This is a genomic window from Rossellomorea aquimaris (genome assembly GCF_000935355.1).
GTDB classification, from domain to species: domain Bacteria; phylum Bacillota; class Bacilli; order Bacillales; family Bacillaceae_B; genus Rossellomorea; species Rossellomorea aquimaris_B.
Map to the genome: position 1 here is coordinate 195,715 of NZ_JXZC01000005.1, position 12,434 is coordinate 208,148.

The 12,434-nt window shown below is 42.6% G+C and carries 12 protein-coding genes; 3 read left to right on the forward strand and 9 right to left on the reverse strand.

Translation table 11 applies throughout. The features are described 5' to 3' along the window. Positions 1–678 precede the first annotated feature (678 nt). The 5 genes from TV75_RS14100 to TV75_RS14120 all read right to left on the reverse strand — a co-directional run bounded on the left by TV75_RS14100 (position 679) and on the right by TV75_RS14120 (position 5,257). On the reverse strand, positions 679–1,872 hold the full coding sequence (locus TV75_RS14100) for an acetate kinase (RefSeq protein WP_082051287.1): 1,194 nt from the start codon (positions 1,870–1,872) through the stop codon (positions 679–681). Positions 1,873–2,303: 431 nt separating this feature from the next. After that, positions 2,304–3,290: a class I SAM-dependent methyltransferase gene (locus TV75_RS14105; protein ID WP_437176714.1), complete on the reverse strand. Its 987-nt coding sequence runs from the start codon at positions 3,288–3,290 to the stop codon at positions 2,304–2,306. 131 nt (positions 3,291–3,421) lie between these two features. After that, a complete protein-coding gene (gene tpx, locus TV75_RS14110) occupies positions 3,422–3,922 on the reverse strand; it encodes a thiol peroxidase (RefSeq protein WP_044339423.1) in 501 nt (166 codons plus the stop codon). 129 nt (positions 3,923–4,051) lie between these two features. Beyond that, a complete protein-coding gene (gene ytfJ, locus TV75_RS14115; protein ID WP_044339424.1) occupies positions 4,052–4,531 on the reverse strand; it encodes a GerW family sporulation protein in 480 nt (159 codons plus the stop codon). Positions 4,532–4,546: 15 nt separating this feature from the next. Next, positions 4,547–5,257 carry a DUF2953 domain-containing protein gene (locus tag TV75_RS14120; protein WP_044339425.1) on the reverse strand — a complete coding sequence of 237 codons (711 nt, stop codon included), beginning with the start codon at positions 5,255–5,257 and terminating at the stop codon, positions 4,547–4,549. A gap of 315 nt (positions 5,258–5,572) precedes the next feature. Here TV75_RS14120 and TV75_RS14125 point away from each other — a divergent pair, with 315 nt between their 5' ends. Both TV75_RS14125 and TV75_RS14130 read left to right on the forward strand, forming a co-directional pair. Further along, positions 5,573–5,884, forward strand: coding sequence for a helix-turn-helix domain-containing protein (locus tag TV75_RS14125; RefSeq protein WP_044339426.1), 312 nt, complete (start codon positions 5,573–5,575; stop codon positions 5,882–5,884). Next, positions 5,881–6,834 (forward strand): IS3 family transposase, encoded by a 954-nt coding sequence (locus tag TV75_RS14130; protein ID WP_044339427.1) that lies wholly within the window; start codon positions 5,881–5,883, stop codon positions 6,832–6,834. The genes TV75_RS14125 and TV75_RS14130 overlap by 4 nt, the downstream gene beginning before the upstream one ends. Before the next feature lie 279 nt (positions 6,835–7,113). On the opposite strand, the gene TV75_RS14135 is transcribed toward TV75_RS14130, so the two are convergent. Together TV75_RS14135 and sppA are read right to left on the reverse strand one after the other, a co-directional pair. Beyond that, positions 7,114–7,599 carry an RDD family protein gene (locus TV75_RS14135; RefSeq protein ID WP_044339478.1) on the reverse strand — a complete coding sequence of 162 codons (486 nt, stop codon included), beginning with the start codon at positions 7,597–7,599 and terminating at the stop codon, positions 7,114–7,116. 65 nt (positions 7,600–7,664) lie between these two features. Further along, positions 7,665–8,675: a signal peptide peptidase SppA gene (gene sppA / locus TV75_RS14140; protein WP_044339428.1), complete on the reverse strand. Its 1,011-nt coding sequence runs from the start codon at positions 8,673–8,675 to the stop codon at positions 7,665–7,667. 157 nt (positions 8,676–8,832) lie between these two features. Here sppA and TV75_RS14145 point away from each other — a divergent pair, with 157 nt between their 5' ends. Beyond that, complete coding sequence (locus TV75_RS14145; RefSeq protein ID WP_044339429.1) at positions 8,833–9,633, forward strand: NAD kinase; 801 nt, start codon at positions 8,833–8,835, stop codon at positions 9,631–9,633. 199 nt (positions 9,634–9,832) lie between these two features. Here the strand turns inward: TV75_RS14145 and rarD are convergent, their stop codons facing one another. Further along, positions 9,833–10,750 (reverse strand): EamA family transporter RarD, encoded by a 918-nt coding sequence (gene rarD / locus TV75_RS14150; protein WP_044339430.1) that lies wholly within the window; start codon positions 10,748–10,750, stop codon positions 9,833–9,835. Between the two features lie 77 nt (positions 10,751–10,827). Next, positions 10,828–12,426 carry an amidohydrolase gene (locus tag TV75_RS14155; RefSeq protein ID WP_044339431.1) on the reverse strand — a complete coding sequence of 533 codons (1,599 nt, stop codon included), beginning with the start codon at positions 12,424–12,426 and terminating at the stop codon, positions 10,828–10,830. Positions 12,427–12,434 lie beyond the last annotated feature (8 nt).

The following is a 12,434-nucleotide window of genomic DNA, read 5'->3' on the forward strand; positions in this document are numbered from 1 at the left end:
TCTCCCACTCCTTTTACATTCATTAAATTACGTATAGTATACCATATCTGGGGAGGACAACACTTATACACAAGAAAGTCTTTTGAATACTCTGATATTATTAATAGGGTCTTTCGTAAAGTATGTTGCTATTGCAGAAGAAAAAGTACTAGTTGATTTCCGCTCCAGGATGCTCGCTTTCCGCGGGGCTGGCGGTGAGCCTCCTCGGCTGCGCCTCCGGGGTCTCACCTGTCCAGCTATTCCCGCAGGAGTCGAGCATCCTTCCGCTCCAATCAACTTTCTGAGCATGTATCCTTAATCGAAAATAATTAAAACAAGCTTTTTAGCAAACGATCTCATTTAAGTTAAGTAGAGATTGATTTGTCCTTTTAGGAAAGAAGAATTATTTTTCCTACTTATATTGTTTTCTGTTACACATTGAAGCTCTGTCACAAAAAAACTATTAAAGATGGAGAGGGGAACTGCGCAGACTCCTGCGGAAGTACGGGCGTGCCGAGACCCCGGAAGCGAAGCTGAGGAGGCTCGGCCGAACGTCCGCGGAAAGCGGAGCAGTTCCCCTCTCCATCTAGCACAAACTAATTGACAGAGCCTTGCAGAAATTATGTTAAAAACAACAAACTTTGCAAAAAAAGCTTATAAAAAAACAGGATCACCATTAAGGCAATCCTGTTTGCGTTATTAGATATTTCCTTTTTCCACTACATCACGTGCAATCATGACTTCTTCGTTCGTCGGGATGATCATGACTTTTACAGGTGAATGCGGGTAGTTAACGAATGCTTCTTTACCGCGGACCTGGTTACGTGCAGGATCCCAGTATACGCCCATGAATTCCAAGCCTTGGAGGACTCTTTCACGGATAAGCGTACTGTTTTCTCCGATTCCTGCTGTGAAGACGATTGCGTCTACACCATACATGCGGGATGCATAAGAACCGATGTATTTATGGATACGGTTGGCAAACACTTCAAGAGCCAGTTCCGCACGCTCGTTACCTTCAGAAGCCTGTTGCTCGATATCACGAAGGTCACTTGAGAACCCGGATACACCAAGCATACCGGATTTCTTGTTCAGGATGTTCAATACTTCATCAGCCGTTGATCCTGTCTTTTCCATGATGAACGGGATAAGGGCCGGATCGATATTACCTGAACGTGTTCCCATGGCAACACCTGCTAGAGGAGTGAAGCCCATTGACGTATCGATCGACTTACCGCCTTCGATCGCCGCGATACTTGCACCATTACCTAAGTGACAAGAGATCAGGCGAACTTGCTCTTTCGGACGGCCAAGCATTTCCGCTGCACGCTCTGATACATACTTGTGGGAAGTACCGTGGAAGCCATACTTACGGATGCCATAATCTTCATAATACTCATAAGGAAGGCTGTATAAGAAGGAGCTTTCCGGCATAGATTGGTGGAACGCTGTATCAAAGACAGCAACCGCTGGCACATTAGGCAATACGTTTTGGAATGCCTTGATACCCGTAAGGTTGGCTGGGTTATGAAGTGGAGCCAGATCAGAAAGTTCTTCAATCTTAGACACTACGTCTTCCGTAATCAGAACGGAATCATTGAACACCTCGCCACCGTGCACAACACGATGTCCGATCCCGTCGATTTCATCAAGTGAATCAATGATGCCAAAGCCTGTCAGCTTTTCAAGCAGCATTTTAACCGCGACTTCATGGTTCGGGATATCTGTTACTTCTTCACGTTTCTCATCATTCACTGTTATATTAAATACCGCATCGTTCAGTCCGATACGTTCAATAAGACCTTTTGTAATAACCGTTTCTTCAGGCATATCAAAAAGCTGAAACTTTAAAGAAGAGCTTCCAGCATTAATTGCAATCACTTTTTTTGCCACGTTGTATCGCTCCTTTTGTTTTCGATCTCTTGACTCTTATTTATTCTGTTCATTGAATCATTTTTTATCTCTCAATTCCCCATTAAATCACTGACTCCCACCTATTTCAAGAAAAAGCTTGAAATGACATCGTTTTCATGTTAAATTAAATATTTTCACAAAAATTAGAATTCATAGTGATAAGAGTGGTTACGGTAGAAGTTGGACTTCGCGGGCGGGTGGCGAATTTCGTCGAATTGTGCAGAACGGTCGGTATAGTGAAAGTTTGGTTGATAAAATGAAAAAACGGTTGATATATTTTTTTAACGGTCGATATATACTTTTAACGGTCGATAAATCAAAATCGAACCCCTCTTTCCTTCATACCCCCAACAAATGGAGAATAAAACACAAAAAAACAAGACCGCCAAAGGCAGTCCTGTAAAAAATCACTATTTATTCTGTGCAAGCCACTGATCGATTTTGGACATGATGTCCTGCAGGGCACGTTGATTTGATAAGCTTGGCAGCTGAGCAAGCAATACTTCCTTAGGAGGCTTAATTCCTTCTTTTTTCTTTTGAAGGATCAGGATGCTCTTTGCTGAGTTCTTATTTTTGAATAATGACAGGGGCAGCTGTAAGAAGCCTTGGATGTCGGCCTTTTCTTTCAAATACGTTTGCAGCTGTGCGCTGTACGGAGATTCGAAAAGTCCATTTGGCACGATGAAGAAAAGGTATCCTCCTTCTTTCGTGTGCTTCAGGCTCTGTTCCATAAACAGATGGTGGGCATATGAATGACCTTCTTCTGCTTTCAGCTCATAATCCTGTGCTCGTAGATCGTTCGGGTAGTAACCGATTGGCAGGTCACATAACACAAGGTCTACAGGGTCGATGAACAGGGGTTCGATTGAATCCTGATTAAAGAGCTGTAGTGGATGTTTTTGAAGATCGGCTCCTACGTAGGCGAGTTTGATTAATACTTCATCGATTTCGACCCCGATGGATTGCGTTTCTTTTCCCGGCATCTGATTGAGGACCGTCGTCAGGAGGTTCCCTGTCCCGATCGCCGGATCCAGGATGGTGAGCTTGTCCATGCCCTTGGTGAATTTATTGACCAGGTAGCTAATAAATAAACCAAGAGAGTCCGGTGTCATTTGATGGTTCGGCTGAACGTTTTCTTTCATTCCTTTTAAAATCGCGAATTGAAAGGCTTTACGGATATTTTCATTCTCGAGTTGAGAAAGGCTCACTTCATCGTACTTCTTGTTCAAACGTTTCTTGGTCAGTTCACTTACTTCCTCTTGCAGGACGTCACCCTGAAAAAGGTTTTCCCCTGTTTCGGCTACGGCCTCTAAATAGCTGCATGCTAATTCCTCTTGCAGCAGTGTAGCCGTTTCATCGATTATTCCAAATAATGATTCGACTGGCGAATTAATCATCGGCATTCATTCCTTTATCACAATTTCATTCATCTATTTTACCTCTGTCCATACCGTTTGTAAAAAAAACAATGCTGACCATGGGTAAGTCAGGTCAGCATGTCTTGAAGAATATTCTGGTTTAGACAGGATTATTTCGCGTTTTTCACTGCTTCTACGGCAGCGTCATAGTCCGGGTGATCAGTCGCTTCGCTTACATATTCCACATACGTCACTTCATCATTGCTGTCTACGACGAATACCGCACGTGCAAGCAGACGAAGCTCCTGGATGTGTACGCCGAATGCCTCACCGAAAGAAAGGTCGCGGTGATCGGAAAGCGTCTGGACATTTTCAATTCCGTTCGCTCCGCACCAGCGCTTTTGCGCGAATGGAAGATCCACGGAAACCGTCAATACTTCTACATTATCAAACTTTGTTGCTTCTTCATTGAACTTGCGTGTTTGTGCATCACAAACAAATGTATCTATGGAAGGAACGACACTGATCAAACGCACCTTGCCTTTGGAATCATTCAGTGTGACTTCCGACAGATCATTAGCTAATACTGTGAAGTTGGGAGCTTTGTCCCCTACTTTTACCTCATTACCTAATAGAGTGACAGGGTTTTTCTTAAATGTAATGTTTGCCATTATTTGTTCCTCCTCCATAATAATATGTACATGTTTATAGTACAGAAAAACGATGTGGTAAAGCAAATCATAGGGATTGTTTTCAAAAAAAAGATGAGCTCACTCATACTCGAGTAAGCTCTCCATCTTTTACAGATCAAGTTTTTGATTATGATTACCCTGACTGTTATTGTCCTGCTTGTTATCGTCCTTTTTCATCATACCCTGAATCTTCTCGATGGCACCCGGAGCCAAGTCCAGCAGGCGATCGATCAGATGAGTGCTTTCATCTAAATGGAGCATCTTGATTCCTTTTGAGCTGACGATCAGGAATGCGATCGGGGTAATGGAGACACCGCCCCCGCTACCTCCACCGAATGGCTGCTGTTTAGGGGATGACTTGTCACTTCCGCCGTCTCCGCCTTTTCCGCCACCATCCTCTTTTCCTTTGCCATCAATGATGAATTCACTTCCACCTGCAGCAAATCCAAAGCCAACCTTCGATACTGTCAGGATGACACTTCCATCGGGTGTTTCAACGGGATCACCGATAATCGTATTCACATCAATCATTTCTTTTAAATTTTCCATTGCCGTGGTCATTAGACCTTCAATAGGATGTTCTGACATATAAAGACCTCCTTATTAAACTGAATGTTTTTCTCCAGAAATTGTGGAAAGGGGTTTTGTCTTGAACTTAGCCATACCGCCTCGCCAGTACCGAAGTATCTTGAAACCTACTAGGATAGCATTCCCTATCCGAAACTGGATAATACATGAAAATTGCGTTTGGATCACAGCATGCTGGAATGTCGGAGTCACCTCTATGACGGGCATGGATTGTAAGCGCATATAACCGCTCAGAATGCCGATGATGCTCCCTTTCATACCCCAGATTGTCCCTGTTAACGTCCCTGTTGATGCTGCATCCCCAGTGCCGAATAACGTCTTCCAATGCACATGATCCAGTTTGACTTTCTTGAGAAACGACCTGATGATTCTGTGAAGTGACTGGACATGGATGATGATCTCCTTCGTATCATTCAAACTATCTATAAAATCATTTGGAGTGATTTTCTTTTTAGAAGTCTTTTTATTTGATGGATTGCTTTCATTGCCTCTTTTTTGTTCTTCCTCAAACACAATATTCGGACCATCGTCATCGAGTTTGACTAACGGAATATCGATTGTATATTTTAGCAAGCCAAACCATGCCCTAAGCTTCACCTTGAAATGGTCATTGTCATTCCCGTGGTACAAAGAGAGAGTAACGGTCAGCTTCGTTATAATAAGAAGAAATAATATTAACAAGATAAGTGCCATAACGATCAATAAAGTCCAAATCCACCAGCTCATATTTTCACACCCTTCAACCTCTTATTATGGCCTTTGCCCGGGAAAATAAACTATGGGGTAAAGATATTGTGCTTGGAAGCGGCTTGTTTAACGGGAAAAAGGAGTAATATTTGAAGAATATACTTGCGATAGTGGATTTTTTTCCGGTCTCTGGATGATTTTTCGGTCAGTGGAGGTCGATCCGGGCGCCTGCTTTTTAATAATTGCGTCGTTTCCCTTTGGATTCTTTACGACCCCCTAATTCCTTTGGACACTTTTGTACCAAAAACAGTACACTAGAACCATAAATACAGAGGAATTTTGGAGGTCTGTTCCATGTCGAAAAAGATTGAAGCCTTAGAAGAAGTAAAGAGAAATTATGTACGGATGGCTTTAGAGAGTGGGAATTATTCATCTATTTCTCGAAACGCTGGGATTTCACGGTCTACTTTGACAAGGTGGATCAAGGAATATGAGGATGAGGTACGTGATCAAATGGAAAATCCTGCTTCTGCTATCTTATCCACTGAGCCTTCTAAAGAAGAGCTTAAAGCAAAATATGAACAAGCGATGAAACTGCTTGGTGAAAAAGAACTTGAAGTTGCGATGCTTAGAAACTTATTAAAAAAAAACCAATACCGGCCATGACCGTCTTAGAAGAGATTCGAGTATGGGCAAAGGAGGGGTTTCATATTACTAAGCTCACTGAAATAACAGGGACAAACAGATCCCTGTATTATTACCATAATGCCACTGACGAACCAGTTGAAATGGTAGAGAAAAGAGGGCGTCCTTTTCCAGGGTATTCAAAGACTACTTCAGGTGACTTCATCCCAGATGAGCAGATTGAGGAATTCTTGATGGAGGCCATCGAGGGCGATGGTGCCACGTATGGTGTGAAGAATCTCGCTCAGTTATTAAATGATGAACACGACCTTCAAATTAATCATAAAAAGGTAGCCAGGTTGTGCAAAAAATTAGGAATTCTACTTCCACAACGACATGGAAATCCCAAATACCCCAAACGACTTGTTCGTAATCGTATCATTACTGCCCCTAATCAACTTTGGCAGCTTGATATTAAGTATGGAAGCATTGTTGGAAGCAGGAGATTTTTCTTTGTGGCATGTGCAATTGATGTCTTCGATCGCTCCATCGTTGGATATTACAGAGGACCAAGGTGTACAGCCAAAGATATAACCGGAATGCTTAATGAAGCCATTATTAGACGACAGTTACAGGTCATAGATGATTCTAAAGGCCATTGCATTGTGATAAGAACAGATAATGGGCCGCAATTTATCAGTAATTTATTTGGGGAGTTTTGTGAGAAAAACAACGTTTTTCATGAACGGATTCCCCCAAGGTCACCAAACTACAATGCCTATATCGAATCCTTTTTTAGTATCTTGGAACGTGATTTATTCAGGCGATATGAATTTACCTATTTTGAAGAAGCGTATTACGAAATTGATGAGTTTATGGAATTCTACAACCACCGTAGATATCACGGAAGCCTTGGAAGAATGTCACCCGTGAAGTTTCATGAGAAATACAAAGATAGTGGTTTTCCTGAAGAAATGGCTTTAAGCCTTTAAAATAAAGGTTTTTCCTTCTTCATAAAAGCGAAGAAGGAAAAACAAAATGAAAAACTAAGTACAAGTAAGACCCTTGGAGAAAACGTCAGTAATTAGGGGGTCAAACCGGATTTGCGTCTTATTTTAATTATTTGCGTCATTTGTAACCGTAATTGCGTCGTTTTTCAATTATTTGCGTCGTTCTTTACGGTTATTGCGTCTCCTTACAATTAATGTAAATATAAAACACTTCTCTCAATAAAAAAAACCAAACCCATCAAAACAGGTTTGGTTTCTAATTTAAAGCGCAGGCCTAAATTCCAGCTTCTTCTTTTCCTGAACCACCGTCGTATCGGCGAACAAATCATGTATTCCTTGTTTTTTATTCGTAAAGGCTACAACCACGTAGAGAATGAAGATCGTGGTAGAGATAAAACGACCGATCAATTCTCTGAAGATAATCGTTCCCCACGAAGGCTTCTTCCCTTTTAAATCGATGACCTTAATGCCGAATACCATTTTACCGATTGTTTGGCTGAAGTATTTTGTCATTAAAATAAAGTATCCATAAAAAACAATACTCGTTAATATCGAAATAGGAGCAAACATGGAGCCTTCCGATAGTGAAATATCCAATAGTTTTAAAATTGGATTGACGACTAATCGTGTAATGCTTCCAATCACGATAAGGTCCAGTAAATATGCCCAAAACCTTATCCAAAATCCTGCTAAGTAATATCCATCGCCCAGCCCCGATTGATGGGGAGATGGCGAATGAATTTCGATACGCTCCCGCTCTTCATCATGTAGTACAGAACGATCTTGTGTGTCACTCACGTCATTCACCTTCCTTATTCAGAGTATAGATACATTAATCGTGGAGAATTTGGTTTGGATAGCAGCTTCATCAATGCCGCAGCTTCCATGTCCTGCCCGATCATTTTCTTGGCACCCATACTGAAGAATTCAGAGAAAGGATCGCCTGCAGTGTATTCAAATACTTGAGCACCTTTTAACTTATGGTCTTTTTTCATGGCTTCGATGGTATCTTCTACATAGCCGAATTCGTCAATCAGATTGGCTTCTTTGGCCTGGATTCCGTCGTATACTCTTCCATCTGCAATTTTCTTGACCTCTGCTTCGGACATATCGCGGCCACTCGCAATGACATCCACGAAGCCTTCATAGGAATTGTCGATCATGGATTGAAGGATCTTTCTCTCTTCATCCGTCATTTCACGGGTCGGACTCATGATATCTTTATATGGTCCACTCTTGATGGTCACGAAATCGACCCCATATTTTTCTGCTAATTCAGAGTAGTTGATGCTTTGCATGATGACACCGAGTGAACCGGTCAATGTTTCTTTGCTGGCGAATATCTTCGTAGCCGGTGCAGATATGTAGTAACCTCCGGAAGCTGCAGTCCCCCCCATTGATACATAAATCGGCTTCTTCGTTTTTTCCATGATTTCAACAAGCTTCGAATGGATCTGAGCACTCTCCACTACGCCTCCACCCGGGGAATTCACTTTCAAGATAATCCCTTTAACAGATTTATCTTCTTGAACCGCATCCAGCTTTTTCATAAAGAGTTCGTGATTGTATCCAGGGCTTTCAAATACGGATGTAGCTCCGCCCGTATCCTGAATGACGCCTTCCACTTCTAAAACAGCGATTCGTTTCTGTGCATTTCCTTCTTCAATCACTTCTTCACCGAAAGCATCCTCCGTTCCGCCAAACATATCTTCAAATGCTTTATCAAAATCACTGGTTGCCGCAGATGTAGCGAAATTGACTACGACAGAAACAAAAAATAACCCAACAGCAATACCTAATGCCGTCCATCTTTTTGCATTCATTTTGTATATTCCTCCCTTGTTTACCCTATCTTATGTAAGGATATGAATATCATTCTCACGTGAAAACATGATAGAATATTCACTAAGTTAGATTCTAGCAAAATTTTAAGGAAATGGGAAAAATTATCTTATTTTTAATTCCAGGGAGGTACATACGATGAATAACCGTCGAAATATTTATTTCTATGCCTTACACGAAGAAGGGATGCAGGCAAAGCTCGACCGTTTATACGAGCTTGCCAAGCGCTATGATTTCAACATTGTCGATTCTCCAAAGACAGCGAATATCATCGTCAGTATCGGAGGGGATGGAACGTTCCTTCAAGCCGTCCGCCAAACAGGCTTCAGGCAGGATTGCTTGTATGCAGGCGTTTCAACAGGTGGCACCCTGAGTATGTATTGTGATTTCCATATTGACGATACGTCCAAAATGATTGAAGCGATGACAACCGAGCAAATCGAAGTTCGCAAATATCCGACCATAGAAGTAACCGTTGATAACCAAACTTCCTTCCATTGTCTGAATGAATTCAGCATCCGCTCCGGCATCATCAAAACCTTTGTCATGGACGTATTCATCGATGAAAACCATTTCGAAACGTTCCGGGGAGATGGCATGATCATTGCAACGCCGACAGGAAGTACGGCTTACAATAAATCCGTCAGCGGAGCAGTGGTGGATCCCATGCTGCCTTGTATTCAAGTGAGCGAGATGGCGTCCCTGAATAATAATCGCTATCGTACCCTCGGGTCTTCCTTCATTCTCAGTGATAAGCGCCGTTTGGTCCTTAAGATTGTCCAGGACGGTAATGACTACCCTGCAATGGGGATGGACAATGAGGCTCTCAGTATTCAACACGTGGAAAAAGTCGAAGCGAAATTAAGCGATAAAATCATTAAAACGGTAAAATTAAAAGATAATTCGTTCTGGGAAAAAGTGAAGCGTTCGTTCTTATAAAAAAATGGGGTTCTGAATGGGTATCAGAACCCCATTTTCCTGTCTGTTGTGCCAAAACCAGGCCAACTTGTGCCACTTTGATCGGTTGTTGTGCCAAATTGTGAACAAGTGCAAGTTCCGTCCCTATTACCAGTGAACAAAACCAAGGTCCGTCCCTATAAAAAACGCTCCAGCACATGCTGGAGCGTTTCGCATTTCATCACGCAGACAATCTCGCTTCCCTTCTTCGCTTTCGGGCGTACTGCACTCTTGAAGCTGTGAAGATGGTTAAGGCGAGCCATATGAACATAAACGAAATGAGATGGGTGAATGAGAATGTTTCGTTATAGACCCAAATGCCAAGTATCAATGTGAGGGTCGGTGCAATGTATTGCAGGAACCCGACCATGTAAAGCGGGATTTGCTGAGCACCCTTTGAAAAGAATAATAAAGGGATGGCGGTTACCGCCCCGGCACCCATTAATAAGAGGTCCGTCCCTAACGATACATGGAATAGAGACATGGAACCTTCATTGTACATGTAGCCTAGGTAAAGTAAGGACACTGGAGCGATGGTCATGGTTTCCAGGGTCAGGCCGATGGATGATTCGACCTGAATGAGCTTTTTGGCTAATCCGTATAATCCGAAAGAGAATGCAAGACCTATGGCGATCCATGGGAAGTCACCGTAGGATATCGTTAGGATCAGAACCCCGACCGCGGCCAATCCAAAGGAGACGATTTGAGCCTTTGACAAGCTTTCCTTCAGGATGAATACCCCTAACAATACGCTTACCAAGGGGTTGATATAATAACCCAGGCTCGCTTCCACCATTTGATTTGTATTCACGGCCCAGATATAAATGAACCAGTTCATGCTGATCAATAAAGAAGCCAGTAGTAGCGCAAACAGCTGCTTCTTTTTCGTAAGCGATGTTTTTATATATGCCTGGAAGTCCTTCCAGCGTTTACTGACGAATAAAAATAAGAGCATAAACCAAAAGGACCAAAAAATGCGGTTAGCGAGAATTTCATAGGCGGAAACATGATTTAACCATTTCCAATAGATCGGGAGGATTCCCCATAAAAAATATGAAAAAGCTGTGTAGATGATTCCAGCTTGGTCGTTCTGCTTCATAAAAACACCCCCAAAACTATTTCTATTTCCGAAATATCTCCATTATATCCATGAAAAGTTTTGGGGGCAATGATTATTTATTTTTTTTTATAAACGATAGACTCGTCCACAATCGTCATATCTACCACTTTGTCTAACAAGAGATCGGCATCCTCTTTGAAGGGATCAATGTCTAAAACGGTAAAGTCCGCTGTAAAACCTTCGCGTATCACGCCTCTGTCATGTTCATGATGACAGGCATAGGCACTTCCTTTTGTAAAAAGGGATATGGCTTCATACATTGTCAGTTTTTCTTCCGGGCGATACTCAGTTTTATCAGGATCCAATGGATTCGTTCTCGTAACCGCCGCATGGATCCCCAATAGCGGATTAATCGGTTCGATCGGCGCATCAGATCCACCGGCACATGGAATGCCTTCTTCAAGCAGGGTTTTCCACGCATAGTTATACTGCATGTTTTCCTCGCCAAGTCTCTCGACTACCCAAGGAAAATCTGACGCAACAAATCTTGGTTGAATATCAAGGATCAACGGAAGATCCTTTATTTTCTCGATCAGTTCTTTCCGCAGGATTTGTGCATGGATGAGTCGATCCCGTCTTTCAAAGTGAGATGGCTCTTCGATGATGGCATCCACTACATTTTCAAAAGCCTGATCCCCGATGGTATGGACGGCAATGGGAAGATCATACTTTCTTGCCTTTTTCACAAGTTCAAGAAGCCTTTCGTTTGTATGGATGCTGACACCGGTTGTACTTGGATCATCGGCGTATGGATAGCTTAACAGGGCTGTCCTTCCGCCTAAAGCGCCATCAGCAAAGATCTTCATGGCACCGAATTCAATGAATTGATCGCCACTCTGGAAGTGATGTCCATCTTCCTTCCAATCCTCAATCACTTCATGATGGACCAGCAGGTGAGACCTGAATTTTTTCTTGCCTTCGGTAATGGTTTTGACAAATGCATCATACGTTTTCTTAAAGTTTCCATAATAGCTTAAATCCTCTGTATGACCACCGACCAGTCCATTCTCCCAGCAGCTTTCGATCCCCTTTGTCAGGGCCTCTACCAGATACTCGGATGAGATCGGGGGTAATGCATCGATCATCAGATCCTGGGCCTTATCCTTTAACAGGCCGTTTAGGGCACCACTTGCGTCCTTCTCAATTAACCCTCCGCCAGGATTTGGAGTCCCTTCATCAATACCGGCATTTTTTAAGGCGAGTGTATTCACCACCATGGCATGACGGCAAATGCGTTTTAATAGAACAGGATGATCCGGTACGACTTCATCAATTTCCTGCTTTGTTAAAACCTCCGCATCACTCCAGAGGTTTTCGTTCCAGCCTTCACCGATGACCCATTGACCTTTCTCCAGGTCCTGTGCCTTTTCTTTGATTGCCTCTAACACTTCCTGCTTGCTATTCATACTGGAAAGATCCAGCCTCATTAACGTTTCGCCGTGACCGATCAGATGCATGTGACTATCTACAAACCCCGGGAACATCACTTTCTGCCCAAGATCTACTTCGGACTCGATCGTGAACTGTTCATTCTTTTCCAATTCGTCGGATGAGCCGAGGCCTTTGATGACTCCATTTTCCGTGTAGACTGCTTCAACATGATGTCCTTCGTTTTCCATTGTGTAGATGATTCCGTTTTTCCATAAAGTGCCCATGATGTTTT

What these genes read in the sequence shown, in the direction of transcription:
- TV75_RS14105 (WP_437176714.1), bottom strand. Translation starts at nt 3,290, where the DNA reads ATGATTAATTCGCCAGTCGAATCATTATTTGGAATAATCGATGAAACG.
- tpx (WP_044339423.1), bottom strand. Translation starts at nt 3,922, where the DNA reads ATGGCAAACATTACATTTAAGAAAAACCCTGTCACTCTATTAGGTAAT.
- ytfJ (WP_044339424.1), bottom strand. Translation starts at nt 4,531, where the DNA reads ATGTCAGAACATCCTATTGAAGGTCTAATGACCACGGCAATGGAAAAT.
- TV75_RS14120 (WP_044339425.1), bottom strand. Translation starts at nt 5,257, where the DNA reads ATGAGCTGGTGGATTTGGACTTTATTGATCGTTATGGCACTTATCTTG.
- TV75_RS14125 (WP_044339426.1), top strand. Translation starts at nt 5,573, where the DNA reads ATGTCGAAAAAGATTGAAGCCTTAGAAGAAGTAAAGAGAAATTATGTA.
- TV75_RS14130 (WP_044339427.1), top strand. Translation starts at nt 5,881, where the DNA reads ATGACCGTCTTAGAAGAGATTCGAGTATGGGCAAAGGAGGGGTTTCAT.
- sppA (WP_044339428.1), bottom strand. Translation starts at nt 8,675, where the DNA reads ATGAATGCAAAAAGATGGACGGCATTAGGTATTGCTGTTGGGTTATTT.
- TV75_RS14145 (WP_044339429.1), top strand. Translation starts at nt 8,833, where the DNA reads ATGAATAACCGTCGAAATATTTATTTCTATGCCTTACACGAAGAAGGG.
- rarD (WP_044339430.1), bottom strand. Translation starts at nt 10,750, where the DNA reads ATGAAGCAGAACGACCAAGCTGGAATCATCTACACAGCTTTTTCATAT.
- TV75_RS14155 (WP_044339431.1), bottom strand. Translation starts at nt 12,426, where the DNA reads ATGGGCACTTTATGGAAAAACGGAATCATCTACACAATGGAAAACGAA.